The 18,012-nt window shown below is 69.9% G+C and carries 20 protein-coding genes; 13 read left to right on the top strand and 7 right to left on the bottom strand.

Features of this window, described 5'->3' with window-relative positions; all coding sequences use genetic code 11:
- Positions 1-40 precede the first annotated feature (40 nt).
- Positions 41-3,331 (top strand): discoidin domain-containing protein, encoded by a 3,291-nt coding sequence (locus F4553_RS36835; RefSeq protein WP_184845799.1) that lies wholly within the window; start codon positions 41-43, stop codon positions 3,329-3,331.
- Positions 3,332-3,400: 69 nt separating this feature from the next.
- Here the strand turns inward: F4553_RS36835 and F4553_RS36840 are convergent, their stop codons facing one another.
- Together F4553_RS36840 and F4553_RS36845 are read right to left on the bottom strand one after the other, a co-directional pair.
- Positions 3,401-4,090 (bottom strand): class I SAM-dependent methyltransferase, encoded by a 690-nt coding sequence (locus F4553_RS36840; RefSeq protein ID WP_221470626.1) that lies wholly within the window; start codon positions 4,088-4,090, stop codon positions 3,401-3,403.
- A 213-nt stretch (positions 4,091-4,303) separates the two neighbouring features.
- Positions 4,304-5,524, bottom strand: a complete 1,221-nt coding sequence (locus tag F4553_RS36845; protein WP_376776361.1) for a CynX/NimT family MFS transporter — start codon at positions 5,522-5,524, stop codon at positions 4,304-4,306.
- 89 nt (positions 5,525-5,613) lie between these two features.
- On the opposite strand from F4553_RS36845, the gene F4553_RS36850 reads away from it, so the two are divergent.
- Together F4553_RS36850 and F4553_RS36855 are read left to right on the top strand one after the other, a co-directional pair.
- Positions 5,614-6,297: a FadR/GntR family transcriptional regulator gene (locus F4553_RS36850; RefSeq protein ID WP_184845806.1), complete on the top strand. Its 684-nt coding sequence runs from the start codon at positions 5,614-5,616 to the stop codon at positions 6,295-6,297.
- 81 nt (positions 6,298-6,378) lie between these two features.
- The gene (locus F4553_RS36855) at positions 6,379-7,152 is read left to right on the top strand and encodes a hypothetical protein (RefSeq protein ID WP_246467589.1); all 774 of its coding nucleotides are present in this window, start codon (positions 6,379-6,381) and stop codon (positions 7,150-7,152) included.
- A 45-nt stretch (positions 7,153-7,197) separates the two neighbouring features.
- On the opposite strand, the gene F4553_RS36860 is transcribed toward F4553_RS36855, so the two are convergent.
- The 3 genes from F4553_RS36860 to F4553_RS36870 all read right to left on the bottom strand — a co-directional run bounded on the left by F4553_RS36860 (position 7,198) and on the right by F4553_RS36870 (position 9,690).
- Positions 7,198-7,617: an ankyrin repeat domain-containing protein gene (locus F4553_RS36860; RefSeq protein ID WP_184845808.1), complete on the bottom strand. Its 420-nt coding sequence runs from the start codon at positions 7,615-7,617 to the stop codon at positions 7,198-7,200.
- A 314-nt stretch (positions 7,618-7,931) separates the two neighbouring features.
- Positions 7,932-8,864, bottom strand: a complete 933-nt coding sequence (locus F4553_RS36865) for a class I SAM-dependent methyltransferase (RefSeq protein WP_184845810.1) — start codon at positions 8,862-8,864, stop codon at positions 7,932-7,934.
- Between the two features lie 46 nt (positions 8,865-8,910).
- Entirely contained in the window at positions 8,911-9,690 is a 780-nt protein-coding gene (locus F4553_RS36870) for a hypothetical protein (RefSeq protein WP_184845812.1), read from the bottom strand.
- Positions 9,691-9,822: 132 nt separating this feature from the next.
- On the opposite strand from F4553_RS36870, the gene F4553_RS36875 reads away from it, so the two are divergent.
- Positions 9,823-10,344 carry a hypothetical protein gene (locus tag F4553_RS36875; protein WP_184845814.1) on the top strand — a complete coding sequence of 174 codons (522 nt, stop codon included), beginning with the start codon at positions 9,823-9,825 and terminating at the stop codon, positions 10,342-10,344.
- On the top strand, positions 10,331-10,978 hold the full coding sequence (locus F4553_RS36880; RefSeq protein WP_184845816.1) for a class F sortase: 648 nt from the start codon (positions 10,331-10,333) through the stop codon (positions 10,976-10,978). The genes F4553_RS36875 and F4553_RS36880 overlap by 14 nt, the downstream gene beginning before the upstream one ends.
- Positions 10,979-11,079: 101 nt before the next feature.
- Here F4553_RS36880 and F4553_RS36885 read toward each other — a convergent pair whose 3' ends face one another.
- Positions 11,080-12,222 carry a hypothetical protein gene (locus F4553_RS36885; protein ID WP_184845818.1) on the bottom strand — a complete coding sequence of 381 codons (1,143 nt, stop codon included), beginning with the start codon at positions 12,220-12,222 and terminating at the stop codon, positions 11,080-11,082.
- Entirely contained in the window at positions 12,219-12,767 is a 549-nt protein-coding gene (locus F4553_RS36890; protein ID WP_184845820.1) for an RNA 2'-phosphotransferase, read from the bottom strand. The genes F4553_RS36885 and F4553_RS36890 overlap by 4 nt, the downstream gene beginning before the upstream one ends.
- A 137-nt stretch (positions 12,768-12,904) precedes the next feature.
- On the opposite strand from F4553_RS36890, the gene F4553_RS36895 reads away from it, so the two are divergent.
- The 8 genes from F4553_RS36895 to odhI all read left to right on the top strand — a co-directional run bounded on the left by F4553_RS36895 (position 12,905) and on the right by odhI (position 18,004).
- A complete protein-coding gene (locus tag F4553_RS36895) occupies positions 12,905-13,564 on the top strand; it encodes an HNH endonuclease family protein (protein ID WP_184845822.1) in 660 nt (219 codons plus the stop codon).
- A gap of 189 nt (positions 13,565-13,753) precedes the next feature.
- Positions 13,754-14,179, top strand: a complete 426-nt coding sequence (locus F4553_RS36900) for a hypothetical protein (protein WP_184845824.1) — start codon at positions 13,754-13,756, stop codon at positions 14,177-14,179.
- A gap of 76 nt (positions 14,180-14,255) precedes the next feature.
- Positions 14,256-14,837, top strand: coding sequence for a cardiolipin synthase ClsA (clsA, locus tag F4553_RS36905; RefSeq protein ID WP_312875533.1), 582 nt, complete (start codon positions 14,256-14,258; stop codon positions 14,835-14,837).
- Complete coding sequence (locus tag F4553_RS36910) at positions 14,834-15,718, top strand: DUF881 domain-containing protein (protein ID WP_184845826.1); 885 nt, start codon at positions 14,834-14,836, stop codon at positions 15,716-15,718. The genes clsA and F4553_RS36910 overlap by 4 nt, the downstream gene beginning before the upstream one ends.
- Positions 15,715-16,047 (top strand): small basic family protein, encoded by a 333-nt coding sequence (locus tag F4553_RS36915; protein ID WP_184845828.1) that lies wholly within the window; start codon positions 15,715-15,717, stop codon positions 16,045-16,047. The genes F4553_RS36910 and F4553_RS36915 overlap by 4 nt, the downstream gene beginning before the upstream one ends.
- Before the next feature lie 18 nt (positions 16,048-16,065).
- Positions 16,066-16,950 (top strand): DUF881 domain-containing protein, encoded by an 885-nt coding sequence (locus tag F4553_RS36920; RefSeq protein ID WP_312875534.1) that lies wholly within the window; start codon positions 16,066-16,068, stop codon positions 16,948-16,950.
- A 66-nt stretch (positions 16,951-17,016) separates the two neighbouring features.
- Positions 17,017-17,394 (top strand): glycine cleavage system protein GcvH, encoded by a 378-nt coding sequence (gene gcvH / locus F4553_RS36925; protein WP_184845829.1) that lies wholly within the window; start codon positions 17,017-17,019, stop codon positions 17,392-17,394.
- Between the two features lie 169 nt (positions 17,395-17,563).
- Positions 17,564-18,004, top strand: a complete 441-nt coding sequence (gene odhI, locus F4553_RS36930; protein WP_184845831.1) for an oxoglutarate dehydrogenase inhibitor Odhl — start codon at positions 17,564-17,566, stop codon at positions 18,002-18,004.
- Positions 18,005-18,012: the final 8 nt, after the last annotated feature.

Consider the following 18,012-nt stretch of genomic DNA (forward strand, 5'->3'; position numbering starts at 1 on the left):
CGACCGTCCCTTCACCACCCCTCCCCTTGGAGTTGACCAGATGCGACTCTCGTCACTACCCCGCAGGTACCGACCGCTGACCCTGGCCGCCGCGGCCATGCTCACGGTCGGCTGCCTCAACGCGGTGACCCAGTCCCCGGCGCTCGCCGCGCAGACCATCGGTTTCCCGACCTTCTCCGGACCCGCGATCCCGGCGGCCCCGGTCGGCTACACCGCCGGCAACATGATGCAGACGATCTACAACGCGGAGGTCGGCGGCACCGACTTCTGGATGGACCGGCTCCTGGCCCGTCCCGGCAACGACCCGGCCGGCACCTGGCTGATGACCCGCGGCCGGGCGCTGTTCATGAAGGAGCACACCCCCGGCACGCTCGGCTTCGGCGGGAAGGCGGCCTACTGGGAGAGCATCAGCGACGCCAGCGCCTACACCGTCGCGGTGACCCCCGGCACCTTCACCGAGCAGGTCGGCTCCCGGTTGCAGACGCCGAGCTACTGGAAGAGCGTCCACACCTCGGGTTCGATCACGATCACCCAGAACAAGTTCATCACCGACAACAACGTCGCGGTGACGAACCTGTCGATCACCAACGGCGGCAGCGCCTCGACGACGCTGCAGCTGCGGGCCACCTCGCCCTACGCCACCTCGGGCAGCGGCAGCGAGCTGACCGGCTCGACCGGGGTGAAGAACAGCCTGACCACGCTGAGCACGAAGCTCACCGGTGACGGGTTCGCCGTCTCCAGCGGCGGGCTCAACCGGTCGGTGACGATCGCGGCGGGTGCCACGGTCACCGCCAAGGTCGTCATGGGCTTCATCGCCAACGAACTGCCGGCGTCGGCGACGGAGTACACCGCCTACGCCGGATACTCCAACGCGACCGCGTTCGCCACCCACGTGCGGGCATACAACCTGTGGTGGGCGCAGAACGTGCCCTACATCGACGTGCCCGAGGCGGCGATCAAGAAGAACATCTACTACCGCTGGTGGCTGATGCGCTTCAACAACCTCGACGCGGACATCCCCGGGCAGACCTTCCAGTTCCCGACCTCCACCGAGGGCGTGCTGGGCTACAACAACGCGATCGCGCTGACGCAGCCCATGCACATCGACGACCTGAAATACCTGCGCAACCCGATCTACTCCTACGGCGACTGGCTGAGCGTCGGCCAGACCTCCAAGGGCGCGCGCTTCCTCGACAACCCCGGCGACCCCGAGAACTGGTCCAACAGCTACACCCAGTACATCGCCGAGGCCGCGTGGAAGAGCTACCAGCTGCACGGCGGACAGCCCGCCATCGCCGCCAACCTGGCGAAATACGCCGAGGGTGACGTCAAGGGCCAGCTCGCCTTCTACGACACCAACAACAACGGCCTCATCGAGTACGACTGGGGCGCGCTGACGGGCAACGACGCCGACGCTGTGTCGTTCCACTACCGCGCGGGCCGGATGGACCGGGCCGAGTCGGCGTACCAGTACTCCGGTGCGCTCGCGGCAGCGCAGGCGTACGACGCGATCGGCAACACCGCGAAGGCCGCCGAGATGCGTACGCTCGCCACCCGGATCGGCAACGCGCTCACCAGCGTGCTGTGGAACCCGAGCCGGCAGCTGTTCGAGCACCGCTACCCGGACGGGACCTACAACCCGTGGAAGGAGATCAACAACTACTACCCGTTCGCGGTCGGCGCGATCCCCAACACCGACACCTACAAGCAGGCGCTGCGGCTCTACGACAGCCCGCAGCAGTACCCGGTCTTCCCGTTCTACACCGCCAACCAGGTCGACAAGGCAGCGGCGGCGGCGGCCGGGAACCCGGGTTCCAACAACTTCTCCACCATCAACTCCACCGTGCAGTTCCGGCTCTACTCCTCGGTGCTGCGCAACTACCCCAACGCGTGGATGAACGCGCAGGACTACAAGAAGCTGCTCTACTGGAACGCCTGGGCGCAGTACATCAACGGCAACACCCAGTACCCGGACGCCAACGAGTTCTGGGCGGACTGGAACGGGTCGTCGGTGACCTACCGCTCCTGGATCCACCACAACATCCTGGGCAGCAGCAACTGGACCGTCATCGAGGACGTGGCCGGCCTGCGCCCGCGCAACGACGCCAAGGTGGAGCTCTCGCCGATCAACATCGGCTGGACCCACTTCACCGTCAACAACCTGAAATACCGCAACGCCGACCTGACGATCGTCTGGGACGACCCGGCTGACGGCGTGGTCCGCTACCCCGGCATCCCCGAGGGCTACTCGATCTTCATCAACGGCAACCGCGTCGCCACGGTCAACTCCCTGGTCCCCTTCACCTGGGACCCGGCGACCGGCGCGGTCACCACCACGGGCACGGTCGCCTTCAACACGGCCGTCTCCGGTCTGCAGGCCCCCAACCAGGTCGTGCAGTCCGACGCGCGGGTCGTCGACATCCTCGCCAAGGCAGGCGTCGACCTCACCGCCAACCTCACCAACCTGGCCCAGGGCGCGACGGTCTCCGCCTCCTACACCGGATCGGGCTCCACCACGGCGGGTGCCGTGGACGGCTTCCCGATCAACGAGCCCTTCTGGGGCGCGGGCGGATCCCCGAACGCCCAGGACTGGTACGAGGTGAACTTCGGCAGCGCCAAGACCGTCAACGAGGTCCGCCTCTACTTCAAGGACAGCCGCCCGGCGTCGAGCACCTACCGGGCGCCGTCGGCCTACAACATCCAGTATTACAACGGGTCAGCCTGGGTCAACGTCGCCAACCAGGTGAAGAACCCGGCAGCGCCCCGGGCGAACTACAACGTCGCCCAGTTCACGGCGGTCAGCACCCAGCGCATCCGGGTGCTCGCCACCAACGCCTCCGGCGCGAAGACCGGCCTCACCGAGGTCAAGATCTTCAACCGGGGCGGGGTGCAGCCGCCGCCCAACACCAACCTGGCGCTGACCGCGACCCCGTCGGCGTCCTACACCTCCTCGTGGGAGTCGGTCGCCGCGATCAACGACGGGATCGACCCGCCGTCGTCCAACGACACGGTCAACCCGCGCTGGGGCTGCTGGCCGGAGACGAACCAGCAGTGGGCGGAGCTCACCTGGTCGTCGGCGCAGACGCTGAGCAAGGCCGAGGTCTACTTCTTCGACGACGACCAGGGCATCGACATGCCCTCGGCGTGGAAGCTGCAGTCCTGGAACGGCACCGCCTACGTCGACGTGCCCGGTGCCAGCGGCTATTCGCTGACGAAGAACGCCTACAACACGGTGACCTTCACGGCGACGAGCACGACGAGGCTGCGGGTGCTGCTCACCAGCACCGGCACCGCGTCGCTCGGCCTCCTGGAGGTCAAGGCCTACGCCTGACGGTGAGGAGGGAACGTCGGGGCGGGCACTCACCGGGTGCCCGCCCCGACTCCTCACCAGGTGCGGCGATCATGGAGCGGCCGGTGCCGGCAGCGCGCGGACCCAGGTCAGGTCCTCGGTGAGGTAGCCGTCGAAGGTGAGCCCGGCGCTTCGCAGCAGCTCATCCAGGTCCGCCTCGCTGAGCGGGCGGGACAGGAACGTGTGGGTCCAGCGGGCGTCGGGGAAGGCGTACTCCACGACGACCGATCGGACGCCGGGACCGACCTCGGTGGAGCTCGCCACCGTGACCTTCCCCCCGGTCGAATGCCGCACCCGGGGCAGGTTCTCGTGCCAGCTCGCGCCCTCGCGCTGGAGCAGCACGCAGCCTCCCGGCGCGACGTGCCGGGCGCAGGCGGACAGGAGCGCCAGAGCCTGCTCGCCGCTCGGTGCGTGGACCAGGAACGAGCCCAGCAGCACCACGTCGAAGCGCTCGCCGAGGTGCAGGTCCTCGATGGAGGAGTGGACCGTCCGGGCGCCGCGGACCTTCGCCAGCATCTCGGCGGACTCGTCGACCGCCGTGACCGCGAAACCCCGCTCTACCAGCGGGTGGGTGACCCGGCCCGCTCCGGAGCCGAGCTCCAGGATGCTCGCACCGGCCGGGGCGGCCTGCTCGATGACATCGGGCTCGGCGCCGACCGGCATCCGCTCGTAGACCTCGACCGCGCAGCCGTCCGGGGTGAACGCACCCGGTCCGCTGCCGCTGTATCCCTCGCGCACCATGACCTCATCGAAGCACGTCATCGCGAGGGGCGCAGCCCACGACGACGGGCGGGCCCGGCATCTCGACGAGATGCCGGGCCCGCGACCTGTCGGGAGGTGCGGTTACACCGACGGGTTGTGGCGGTAGGCGTTCGCCGTCCACCAGGAGACTGGCCACCTCCCCGGCAGCCGGGAGGCGCAGCGGCTGCTCGTCGAGTGCGGCCCCGGGCGGGGTCAGCCGGCCGCCTCGTCCTCGATGTAGCGGGGGCGGGCCGCGGCGAGCCCGGCGAAGGCCTGGAGCACGGCGGCGCCGAAGAGGAAGGCGAGCGGCATCGTCCAGGCGCCGGTCGTCTCGTAGAGGATGCCGACGAGCAGCGGCCCGAGCGCCGCGATGAGGTAGCCGACGCTCTGTGCGAAGGCCGACAGGGCCACGGTGCCCTCGCTGGTCCGGGCCCGCATGCCGATCATCGCGAGCGAGAGCGGGAAGGCGCCCTGCCCGAGCGCGAGCAGCGCCACCCAGAGCAGCGGCGCGGTGCTCGGTGCGAGCCACAGCCCGACATAGGAGACGGCCATCGCGGTGGACATGAGCAGGACCAGCGCGCGCAGGTTGACGCCGCGCCCGGCGATCGTGGGCATGAGCAACGCGATGGGTACGCCGACCAGCGCCACCCCCGCGAGCAGCAGCCCCGACGTGGTGGCCGGGTAGCCCGCGTCGCGGAAGATCTGCGACAGCCAGCCCATGGCGGCGTAGCCCGACAGTGCCTGGAGCCCGAAGAACAGGGCCATCGCCCAGCCGAGCCCGGTGCGGGCGGGCCGGATCCGGGCGAGTGCCGCGGCCGGGTCGGTGGGGCCGGTGGTGCGGGCGGGACGTGTGAACAGCCACGGGACCAGGGCGGCGACGGCGAGCAGGGCCCAGACGCCGAGCCCGGCCCGCCAGGACCCGAAGGCGTGCGCGATGGGCACCGACAGGGCGGCGGCCGTCGAGGTGCCCGCGATCAGGGTCATCGTGTAGACGCCGGTGAGCAGGCCGGTCCGGGTGGGGAAGTGCTGCTTGACCAGGACCGGGAGCAGCACGTTGCCGATGGCGATGCCGGCGAGCGCCAGGGCGCTGGTGAGCAGGAAGACGACGGTCGAGCCGGTGAGCGCGCGCAGGGCCTGGCCGACGGCGAGGACGCCCATCGCGGCGATGAGCAGCCGGGACGCTCCCAGGCGGCGGGCCAGCACGGGGGTGAGGCCGCCGAACGCGGCGAAGCTGAGCGCGGGGAGCGTGGTGATGATCCCGGCGGTGGTGCCGGAGAGGTGCAGGCCGGTGGTGACCTCGTCGAGGAGCGCGCCGAGGCTGGTGATCGCCGCCCGGAGGTTGATCGCCACGAGCAGGATGCCGACGACGATCAGGGCGCCGCCGGTCGCGGGTCGCGCGGCCAGCGCCGCCCGGGTGGGGAGCGCGGAGGGCAGCGGGGCTGCGATGCTGGAAGGCGGCGACATACTCCCATCGTAGAATGATGGGACGAATTTGAGAACGACCGAGAATGAAGGTGTAACCCATGCCACTGCGCTCCCCGTCGCGCCGCACGCTCGTCCCGCAGGTCGTGGAGGAGCTGCGGACCCAGGTCTGCTCCGGCGAGTGGCCGGTGGGCAGTCGCATCCCCACCGAGCCTGAGCTGGTCGAGGCGCTGGGAGTGGGCCGCAACACGGTCCGCGAGGCGGTCAACGCGCTGGTCCACGCCGGGCTGCTGGAGCGGCGCCAGGGGTCGGGCACCTATGTCATGGCGATCCGGGAGCTCGACGGTGCGGTCTCCCGCCGCCTCGCCGAGGGGGAGATCGACGAGGCGGTCGAGGTACGCCGGGCCTTCGAGGTGGAGGGGGCTCGGCTGGCGGCGGGTCGGCGTACCCCCGGGGATCTGGAATTGCTGGATGCCGCGCTCGCGGCGCGGGAGGCCGCGTGGCGGAAGGGTCGCGTTGCCGCATTCATCGAGGCTGACGTGGCGTTTCACGTGGCGGTGGTCGCCGCCGCCCACAACGGGATGCTTTCCGACCTCTATGCCTCTTTCGGCACCGCCCTTCGGGCGAGCCTGGCCGAGACGATCGGGGGAGAGTTGACCCAGGATCGATATGTCGACCATTCGGCCCTGGTGGAGGCCATCCGTTCGGGTGACTCCACACGGGCGGCGGCGGCAGCTGGGGCATTTCTGGAGCATGTACCCATGTCTGATAGACCCGAAGTGTGACCTTTGACCGGCTCGGATCATTGGGCATCGGCTATCTGAGCTGCCTAAGCTCGGCCAATGCGTGTTAGTCAACGAGGACACATGCGGCGTGAGGCCAAGGCCGACGGCGCATTCGAGGTCGGTGGAGATCACCGCATTACCCCGAACGGTCTCCCCGGTCCCTTCGGTCGACTGAACCTCTCCTTCCGCACCGGAAGGGTGGCTGTCGCCACGGGCCTGCTCGGATGTCTCGGGTTCGCCGCGCTCGGTGCCGTCCCCGCGGCCACCGCCGAGGTAGCAGCAGGCAAGACGACGGTCGTCACCTCCGCCGACCGGGCCCAGGCCGGAGCCGCGACCCGCTCCGTGGACCGGACCGGGCTGACCAAGTCGGCCGCCAAGCCGCAGCAGAAGGCAGCGGCCCAGGCCGCGCCCGTGGTGAAGAAGCAGGTCGCCGGGCTCACGGTCAAGCAGACCGCCAACGCCCGGGCGATCGTCGAGGCCGGCAAGGAGATGAACCTGCCCAAGAAGGCGATGGTCATCGCGCTGTCGACCGCGATGCAGGAGAGCAACCTCTACAACCTCGGCAGCACCGTCATCCCCGAGTCGCAGACGGTCCCCAACGAGGGCCTCGGCTCCGACCACGACTCCGTCGGACTCTTCCAGCAGCGGTCCAGCACGGGTTGGGGTCCGGTCAAGAAGCTGATGCAGCCGAAGTTCGCCGCGACGCAGTTCTACAAGGGACTCGTCAACGTGCCCGGCTGGCAGAACATGCCCGTGACCTACGCTGCCCAGGCCGTCCAGGTGTCCGCCTACCCCTACGCCTACGCCAAGCACGAGGGCAAGGCGACCGCGGTCGTCAACGAGCTGCTCAAGTAGCGCTCGCCGCAACGTTCAGGGCCGGTCCCCGCTGGGGGCCGGCCCTCAGTCCGTCTGCGGCAGGGCGCCCGCCGCCACGAGCAGCTTCGCCGCCTCCCGGTGCCCACCGCGGACGGCCCAACCCAGCGGTGTGGACCCGGTCCCGTGATCCTCGCGCAGGTTGGCGTCGGCTCCGTGGGCGAGAAGTTCCTGCACGGCGGCGGTGTGGCCCCAGCGGGCCGCGGCACAGAGCGGCGTGCCCTCGTGACCGCTCTCGATGTCCGGGTCGGCACCCGCGACGAGGAGCAGCCGCACGATCTCCGCGGAACCGTGCACGGACGCCTGGTAGAGGGGTGTCGTGCCGTGGCGGTCGGCCGCGTTGGCGCTCGCCCCGATCCGCAGGAGGGCGGTCACGCCGGCGGAGTCCTCATTCAGCACCGCATCCATCAGCCGTCTGGTGAGCTTCTTGCGCTGTCGGATGTTCACCGTGGCCATGGTATGCAGCTGCGGCCTGCGGGTGCACCCGTGTCGTGCGCCCTCGCTCGGGGCTTGCCGTCGGTGGGGCGGGCCCGGTTACCCACCGTGGCGGGGGCGGTTGTGGGTGTGCGCGACGCTTTGCTCTGCTTACACCCGCGCATCGGCGGGAATGTCCGGACTTAGTGGCCGGTGCGTCGGTGTAAGCAGAGCAAAGCGCCGCGCACACCACAGTGCCGGGGCGGCCGCTCGACGCCGAAACGCGAGCGAGCGACCCCCCGGCAATGACGGTCAGTGACGGAGCGCGGTGTGAGAGCGCGGTGCGGTCAGACGACGAAGTCCCAGTAGGGGCCGACCTTGTTGAACGCCACGGCACAGCCGGTGCAGGTCGCCGTCGTCTCGGTCCACTCCAGCGGGTCCTTGCAGGTGGGGCAGGACATGCGTGCCTCCAGGCCGGCGTCGGCGGGGACCGGGATGCCCGGCGGGCGGGCCGTGCCCCGGTCGGTGAGCAGGAACTGGCTCGGACCCCACCAGCCCCGGCCCAGGCGCTGGGTCGCCAGCTCCATCGAGTGCACGATCGGCCGGGCCAGCTTCACGGTGGGCTCGGGCAGCACGTAGTCCCAGCGCCGGAAGTTGTTGACGCTCGCGGCGAGGGTGACCTGCCAGCCCCGCTGTTCGAGCTGGCGGCGCACGGCGGGAAGGGAGAAGTTGACGTATTTCTCGTCGGAGGCGCCGGTGATCAGGGGTTTCTCGTCACGGACCTCCCGCCAGCGGCGAGCGCGAGCACCGCGGACGAGGCCGAGCACGTGGTGCTTGATCGGCACGTCGATCAGCCAGCGGTTGCTGACGGTGCGGCTCATCTCGGCGAGCGCGGGCTCGGAGTCGAGCAGGTGGTGCAGCACCCGGATCACCATGGCGGAGTCGAACGCGTTGTCCCGGAAGGGGATCGCGTTGAGGTCGCAGCGCACCAGCGAGAGGCGGCCGGTGGCGATCGCCTGGGCGTGCTGCTCGGCGGCGTTGGTGAGGTTGGTCGCCGAGTAGTCCATGATCACCGCGTGCTGCGCGAAGCGCAGGTAGTGCGGCGCGTTGCGGCCGTAGGCGCCGCCGAAGTCGACGAACCACCTCGCCGGTGCGAGCCGGGGGACGAGCCTGCTCAGGGCCTGGTCCTCGGCCCAGAACTCGTAGTCCCGGCCCTGCCAGTAGTCCCGGTAGTCGTAGCCGTTGGCGTCATAGTCGATGGTTTCCCTGCCGGCCTGCATGCCTGGGAGTTTAGTGGTCGATCACGTGTCAATCTGTGCAAAAGACTCAGTGTTCGGGCGGCGCGTCGTGGCTGCCCGCGATGAGGTCCTGAAACCACTTCTTCGCCTGGACCATCGGCCGGTGCCAGCGGTCGTCGCGGATCTCGGCGCGGCGCAGCTTGCGCTGCGCCCTGGCGGAGGGGCGGCGGTAGCGCCAGCGGGCCCACGGCGAGTGCGGCCGGGCCAGGCGGGACGCGCCGACGAAGAGCAGCACCGGGATGAAGAGCCCGAGCAGTCCGGTCCAGATCTTGCCCTTGAGCAGCGTGACCGCCGCCAGCGTGAGGGTGGTCAAGGTCAAGAGCCAGGCGACGATGGTACGCCCGACGCCCCGAGCGCCGTTGCCGAGCACGAAGTCGTCCAGGCCGATCGGCAGGATCCCGAGCACCAGCATCCCGCTGAAGGCGATCGCGACGAAGACCGCGTCGATCGAGGTGCGGCCCTGCTCGGACCAGTAGACGTCGCGCAGGTGCAGGATGAGCGCGAACTCGTCGAGCACGAGCGCCGTACCCACGCCGAACAGGCCCGCCGCCGCGACCCGCCAGCCGGTCTGCGCGAACGGCAGGGCCAGCCCGGCGATGCCGCCGAGCACCATGAAGACGACGCCGAAGACGACGTGGTGGATGTGCATGCCGCCGGGGGTGACGTTTCCGGGCCACCACCGCACCTGGGCCCGGATCATGCGGACCGAGAAGCGGATGAAGGCGAAACCGACGACCACGCCGACGAAGAAGGCGAAGATCGGGAGCCGGCCGGTGTCGACGATCGTGCGATGGAACCACTCGCTCATCGGGTCGACCTGCCTGCCTCCATGGAGCTCCAAGGTAACCCAAATATGCTGGTAAAGCGCGTTGTTTGCAGACTGCGCGGTCTTTGGCGGAATATCCGGGAAAGCAGCCGTAACGGAACTTAATCTCAGCCCATGACGACGACACGTTCTCTCCGCCGCCTCGCGCTGGGTGGCCTGCTCGTGACCGCCGCACTCGCCATCCCCACCGCTGCCAACGCCGGTGACGCGACCGTCTCCCCGGTCCCCATCCACCCCGGCGGGACCGTCGACATCGTGGCGCAGTGCAGCGTCAAGGCGACCAGCGCCTCCGTCTCCGCCACCACCCTCGGTGGCGCCTCCAACGTGCCGATGACCGCCTCCAGCCAGCAGCCCGGCGACTGGGTGGTCAGCCTGATCATCCCCGGCGACGCCGCACCGGGGAGCTATGACCTCGGCGGTACGTGCAGCGACGGCGACGGGTTCACGGCCGTCGTCGTGGTCTCCACCAGTACGGGACCCTCGGGCGGCGGAGGCTGGTCGATGGGCGGACCCAACGAGACGCTTCTCGTCACGGGCTCCAGCCTCCTCGCCGCGGCAGTGGTCGGCGGAGCGCTGCTGATGCGCCGGCCACGGCAGTCGATCCCCGCCCGGATCCGCCGGCATGGCCGCTCCTGAGGCCGCACCGAGACAGGGTCCCCGCAGGCAGGGCTTCGGGAAGGCGCTCGTCGCCGTCGGTGTCTTCGCCGGTGCCGGAATGCTCGCACTCGCGATGATCACCGCGCCGGATCCGCCACCGCAGCCCGACGGGGTCGTCGACGCCTATCACGACGGCTTCGGCCGGGTGCTCGCCCGATCGGTGCCGATCGCGATCACGATCCCGGCGATCGAGGTCAGGGCCGAGGTGATCGCGATGGGGGTGGCGGCGAACGGGGCGATCGACGTCCCGCCGCTGGAGATGCCCGGGTCGGCCGGCTGGTACCGCTACGGCCCCAGCCCCGGCGAACCCGGCAGCGCCGTGATCGTCGGGCACGTCGACTCCCGCAGCAGCGGCCCGGCGGTCTTCTACAGGCTCGGTGCGCTGCGCCATGGCGATCTCATCGAGGTACGCCGCGACGACGGCGCCACGGCGGTCTTCACCGTGGACGGCGCGACGACGGTGCCGAAGGACGCGTTCCCGGCGGCGGAGGTGCACACGCGTACCGGTCCGGCCCGGCTGACGGTGATCACGTGCGGCGGCCGTTTCGACCGCAAGAACGGCTCCTACCTCGACAACGTCATCGTCTACGCCACCCTGACCGCCCTGCGCTGAGGCCAAGATCGTCGCAACTCTTCAAGAGTTGTGGGTTCAGGCCGCCAGGCCTTAACCACAACTCTTGAAGAGTTGCGACGATCTTGGGGGTGGTCTGCGGATCAGCCCCCGATGCGGGGCCCGGCCGGCCAGAGGGCTGTGAGTTCGGCGGGGGACAGCGGCGCGCGATAGGCCTCCCGCAGCACCGTGCGGCCCAGCTCCGGCGCCTGATCGGCGAGCGCCACGAACCAGTCCACCCCGGCCGGATAGGACCACAGGTAGGAGCGCAGCAGCGGGTCCACGCTCCGGTCGGCGAGGTTGTCGCCGATCGCCTCGTCGTTCCAGAACGGCACCCGGGAGCGGGCGATCGCCGCGCACTCCGTGATCGGGGTGCCCGCGTTGACCGCCAGGTGCAGCTCCGCGCGGACGAGCTGGAGGTAGTGCGTCAGGCGTACCCGGGCGATCAGGGGTTTGTCCTCGGGGGTGAGGAAGAGCGGCAGCGCCTGCGCGAGACCCTCGAAGAGGGTCGACTGCGGCGCGTGGACCGACAGGATCCGGACCCACGGCACGTCCGCGCCGCCCGCGACATGCGACAGGCTCGCGCCCTGCAGCGCGTGGCCGAGAATCTCGTGCAGCGCGAACTGCCGGGCCATCACCTCGGTGAACCGGGCCTTGCGCAGGTTGAGCCGCAGCCGGGCCTCGCTGCGCACCCCGTCGAGCCAGTAGGCCCAGTAGGCGTCCACCTCGGTCGTCTCGACGGTCAGGTGGAACGGCGCGTCGGTGCCGACGAGCTCGCGCATCGCGGCCTCGTGCTCGGCCGCCGCGGCGCGGATCGCGTCGGGTGCGTCGTCGACGGGCAGCTGCCCCTCCTGGTGCTCCAGCAGGTCGATCGTGGCCGCGTCCCAGCCGATGCCGAGATCGGCGAGGTGCTCGCGAGCCGTGTTGCCCGCAGCCGCGATCTGCTCGTCGCTCCAGCCGTGACCGCCGCAGCCCTGCGTGTCGCGCAGGTAGCCGTCGAGCGGGGCGCGCTCGCCCAGCAGGGCCCGCAGATAGGCCAGGTCGGACGCGAGGCGCGAGGTCAGCACCGGGTCGTCGGTCCTCAGCTCACCGAGGCGGGTGTACGCCTCCAGTCGGCTGCCGATCGGGGCCACCTCGTCCGGGGTCGCCGGGGCGAAGTCGTAGTCGATGACGGGGGTAGTGCCGCGGGCCCGCTCGTAGGCGTCCCAGCCGCGCAGCACATCCTCGATCTGATCGCGGATGCTCATGCGGCCAATGATGGCCCACTGCCGCTGAGATAGGTCGGCGGGACGGTCTCGGTCAGCCAGACGCCGTTGGCGCTGACATAAAACGTGTGACCTGCGGCAACCATCGCGGCGGCATCGACGACGAGCACCGCGGGCGTGCCGTGGCGGGAACCGACCTTCGTCGCGGTGCTGGTCTCGGCGCTGAGGTGCACGTGATGCCGGCGACCCTTGATCAGCCCTTGCTGATAGATCGTTCCCAGATTCCGGGTCGCGGTGCCGTGAAAGAGCACGTCCGGCGGCTGCGCGGGCTCGTAGCCGAGGTCGACCTCGACCGAATGGCCCTGGTTGGCCCGGATCCTGTCGCCGTCGATGGTGAAGCGCTGCTTGTCGTTGTCGGCGACCACCTGCTCCAGGGTCGCCCGGTTGATCCGGGTCCCGTGCGCGTTGAGCGCCGTGAGGAGGGTGTCGATGGCGACCCAGCCGTCGTCGGTCAGCGTGATCCCGATGGCGTCGGGGCGGTGCCGCAGCACGTAGGAGAGGCGTTTGCTCGTCTTGACGATATCCATGTGCTGTGACGGTAGCGGGGCACATACCGTGCCGTCGCCTGGGTTTCACGGGCCGTTCGCCGGTGAGCTCTTGGTAATACATTGATAACTCGATATGAATAGGGTCGCCTGTCACCCCCTGACGTCAGGAGACCCCCATGTCAACCCGCGCTCTGCGCTGGGTCCTCGGCATCACCGTCGCCGCCACCGCGGCCTCGCTGCTCGCCGCCCCCGCGTACGCCGAGACCTACAGCGCCCCACTGCGTACGGCGGTGGCCGCCCTGCCCGTCGCCACCGAGGTACGCACCGGCTACAACCGCGACCTCTTTCCACACTGGATCGACGCTGACTCCGACGGCTGCAACACCCGTTACGAGGTGCTGATCGCCGAGGCCGTAACCGCGCCGTCGGTCGGGTCGGGGTGCACGCTGACCGGCGGGCGGTGGTACTCCTACTACGACAACCTCTACTGGACGCTCCCCGCGGACCTGGACATCGACCACTTCGTACCGCTGGCGGAGGCGTGGGACTCCGGAGCCCGGTCGTGGACCACGGCGCGGCGGCAGCTCTACGCCAACGACCTGGGGGATTCCCGGTCGCTGATCGCGGTGACGGACAACGCGAACCAGTCGAAGGGTGACCAGGATCCGGCGGAGTGGATGCCGACGTATACGTCGGCGCGGTGCCGCTACATCAACGAGTGGGTGGCGACGAAGATCCGGTGGCGGCTGACGGTCGACACGGCGGAGAAGTCGACGCTGACGAATTACGCCAACTCCTGCAGCAACGTGACGATCACGACGGTCCGCGCGTTCTGACCCGCCGCCGGGTCGAGCCCCGGATATCGCGCATGATCATGCTTTTCCCGGAAACGATTTCTACCGATCCTCTCCGAGGGGACTGTTTCCGGGAAAAAGCGCGATCATGCGCGGTCCAGCGCGCGGATCGTGGAGTGCCGACGCGCGTGAACCTGCGGTGGGGGAGCGGCGTGGGGCATGATCGGGGGTATGAGTGAGGCTTGGCGCACCGTCGAGGAGCTCGACGCGGCACGGGACCGGTTCGAGGCGGAGCTGGGCTGGGAGCGGCCGGCCGCCTTCGGCATCGCCTCCGGCCCGGCGGAGGACGTCACGGTGCGGCGGGTCAACGTCGGCGGCGGGTTCCTGCCGGGGGTGGTGCTCGCGACCGTGCTGGGACACAGGGGCGGCACCTCGGCGTACCAGCTGGCGGTTGACGGGCTGGACCGGGCGATCGAGCTGCTCGCGCCCGCGGAGGCCTGCACTGCGGTGCCGCATCCGAACCTCGCCGCGCTGCGCGAGCTGCGCGCGGAGCTGGGGCCCGACGGGTCGGCGACAGTGATCTTCGTCGCCGATCTGGGTGAGCAGACCGACAACCTCTACGTTCGGGCGCTGCTCGACGCGGCCGGCGCAGCCTGATGGCCGCCGTCCAGCCGTCACCGCCGGTGCCGGTAGGCTGACTGCGGTCATAGCGTCAGGTCGAAGGGAGGCAACCGTGGAGCGCGATCGGATCGTCACGATCCCGAATGCCATCAGCTTCCTGCGGCTGCTCGGCGTGCCGCTGTTCCTCTACCTCTTCCTCGTCTCCGACGAGCTGGGCTGGGCCGTCGTGGTGCTCGCGGTCGGCGGCACCACCGACTGGGTGGACGGGTTCCTCGCCCGGCGCCTCGGCCAGGTCAGCCGGCTCGGCGAGCTGATGGACCCGCTCGCGGACCGGCTCTACACGCTCGCCACGCTGCTCGCCTTCACCATCGGCGGTGTCGTGCCGTGGATCTTCACGGCCGCCCTGCTCGCCCGCGACGTGGTGATGATCGGCTGCGTCGCCGTGGTCAAGCGCAAGGGTTTCGGCACGCTGCCGGTGCACTACCTGGGCAAGGCCGCGACCGCGCAGCTGCTGCTCGCCTTCCCGGTGCTGCTGCTCTCCGCCGCCGCCGAGGGCTCGGTCGCCGCCTGGGCCCACGCGATCGGCTGGGGCCTGGCCTGGTGGGGCCTCGTCTTCTACTGGATCTCCGCGATCTTCTACCTCGCCCAGGCGGCGGGGTTGATCCGCGCGTCCCGGCGGGTGGCCGCCGCGTGACGACACCCACACCACCGCCGACCGAGCCGCGCTACCAGGCCGACTTCCTCACCGAACTCTTCCGCGACCCCCTCGATCCCGGGTACGCCGACGCGGCCGCCGCGACGAAGGCACGCGGTTACCGGCGCCGGCCGCTGTGGCTGCGGATCGTCGCCGGTGCCACGATGCTCTCGATCGGGTTCCTGCTCGCCGTCGCCTACCAGCACACCCAGGCCGAGCAGCCGGGCCGGGCCAAGGTCCGCGAGGGTCTGATCGACCAGATCAACGCCCGCCGGACCAGCGTGCAGACCCTCGCCGACCGCGAGGAGAAGCTGGGCGACGAGGTGACCCGCCTGCGCGACGCCGCGATCCCGGGGCCGGAGGCGGCCCGGCTGCGCACGGCGGAGGCGGCGGCGGGCTACCGCAAGGTCACCGGCGACGGCATCGTGGTGACGATCGGCGACGGCCCGGAGAAGGTCGACCCCGTCACCGGCAAGGTCGACCTCACCACCCACGTGCTCGACCTCGACCTGCGCCTCATCGTCAACCAGCTCTGGGCCAACGGTGCCGAGGCGATCTCGATCAACGGCAACCGGCTCACCTCGACCTCGACGATCCGGCTCGCGGGCGAGGCGATCCAGGTCGACTTCCAGCCGATGATCGGGCCCTACGAGGTCTCCGCGATCGGCCCCGGCGACCTCGCCGACGACTTCGACGAGTCGCGGACCGCCGACTCCTACCGCGGCCTGGTCAAGGAGAAGGGCCTCACCTTCTCGATCTCCGAGCGCGACGACCTCGTGCTGCCGTCGGCACCCGACCCGGTGCTGCGGTACGCCACCCCGCTAGTCTCAAAGTCCCCATCGCCGAGCCCGTCCACGTCGCCTTCGGGAGGCCGTAAGTGATTGCCGTCCTCGCGCTCATCGTCGGGGTGGTGCTCGGGATCGTGCTGGACCCGACGGTCCCGGTCGCGCTGCAGCCCTACCTGCCGATCGCCGTGGTCGCCGCCCTCGACGCCGTCTTCGGCGGGGTCCGGGCCAAGCTCGACGGGGTCTTCGACGACAAGCAGTTTGTGATCTCTTTCATCTCCAACGTGCTGGTCGCGGGTCTGATCGTCTACCTTGGTGATCAACTCGGGGTCGGCGGGCAGCTCTCGACCGGTGTCGTCGTCGTGCTCGGCGTCCGGATCTTCGGCAACGTCGCGGCGATCCGCCGCCATCTGTTCCGAGCCTGAGCGCAGAGGGGACGACCAGTGGCAGAACGCGACGAGGAGAAGGCGGAACCCGCCGTCTCCGCCGACGTGCCCGAGGAGCCCGCCACCGAGGCCGTCGAGCTTCCCGGCGACGATGACGCACCCGAGCGGGACGCGGCACCCGGGGACGACGCCGACGAGGATGACGACGGGCCGCCGCCCGCCGCCGTCGCAGCCGCGGCGGCGGCGACGCCGAAGCGCACCGTCGCCGGGGCGATGATCGGCGTCCTGGTCGGCCTGCTCGGCTTCGCGCTCGTCGTGCAGGTCCAGAACAACACCACCGACCCGACGCTCGCCTCCGCCCGCCAGGCCGACCTGCTGCAGATCCTCGCCGATCTCGAATCGCGCAGCCAGCGGCTGCAGGGCGACATCGGCGACCTGGAGACGCTCAAGCGCGAGCTCACCTCCGACGCGCAGGGCACCGCGGCCGCCCTGGAGCAGGCGCGGAAGCGGGCCGACCAGCTCGGCATCCTCGCCGGCACGCTGCCCGCCCAGGGGCCCGGCCTCACCTTCACCGTGCAGGCGAAGACCGAGCCGATCCGGGCCATCGACATCGTCGACGTCATCCAGGAGCTCCGCAACGCCGGCGCCGAGGCGATGCAGATCAGCGGCTCCAACGGATCGAGCGTTCGGATCATCGTCTCGACCTACTTCGCCGACGCCAGTGGATCTCTCAATGTGGATGGTCAGACCCTGACCGGCCCATATGTGATCACGGCGATCGGCGATCCGTCGACGATGGACAAGGCCCTGCGGATACCGGGCGGGCCAGTGGCGTTGGTGACCAGTCATGGCGGTAACGTGATCGTGGGAGAACCGGGGACGGTCACGGTGACGACGCTGCACGCGCCCGCCACCCTGGAGTACGCCGAACCGGTCTCCTGACGCAAGTGGATCCACCCGTCGGCCACAACGAAGCGGCTCGACGGACCGAGAAGACGAGGAGTCGATGTGATCCCTGAGGACCTGCGGTACACGGCCGAGCACGAGTGGGTCACCCCCCAGGCCGGGCCGGTGCGAGTGGGCATCACCCACTTCGCCCAGGATGCCCTCGGCGACATCGTCTATGTGCAGCTCCCGGAGACCGGCAGCACCGTGGCGGCCGGCGAGTCCTTCGGTGAGGTCGAGTCGACCAAGAGCGTCTCGGAGATCTACGCGCCGATCAGCGGGGTCGTCTCGGCCCGCAACGACGCCCTGGTCGACCAGCCGGATCTGATCAACACCGATCCCTACGGTGCGGGCTGGCTCGTCGAGATCGAGCCTGCCGACCCGGAGTCGGTGGCGGCCCTGCTGGACGCGGCAGGCTACCGTTCACTCACCGAAGGCTGATCCGATCGCCCGGCCCGGTCCGGGCACAGGATATCCACAGCGCGTCCGGTTGACCCTTTGTTTCTCTGCTGGCTAGGCTCGCACAACTGCCGTTGTCGCAACCTTGTTGTCACAAGACGGTGGCGCAGCCTCATCAGCAGTTACCGCTAACGATTCGTGAGGTGGTTCCATGACCCGCCCCGGCGACGAGTTCCCCCCGCTCGACGTGACGTCGACCCTGCACCTCGGCTCGCTTGACGAGGTGCTGGAGGGTCCTGACTCCGACGTGGTCCCCAGCCGCGTCGCCGGCCATCTGCCCCCCGGCATGGCCTTGCTGGTGGTGCGGCGCGGCCCCAACGCGGGGGCCCGGTTCCTGCTCGACCACGACGTGACCACGAGTGGCCGGCACCCGGACAGCGACATCTTCCTCGACGATGTGACGGTGTCGCGCCGGCACGCGGAGTTCCACCGCGAGGCCGCGACCTTCACGGTCCGCGACGTGGGCAGCCTCAACGGCACCTATGTCAACCGCGAGCGGGTCGAGTCGGCCACCCTGAACAACGGTGACGAGGTCCAGATCGGCAAGTTCCGGCTGGTGTATATTGCCGGACCGGCGCCTGCGGAGTCGTGACGAACACG

The organism is Allocatelliglobosispora scoriae (assembly GCF_014204945.1).
Taxonomy (GTDB): Bacteria; Actinomycetota; Actinomycetes; order Mycobacteriales; family Micromonosporaceae; genus Allocatelliglobosispora; species Allocatelliglobosispora scoriae.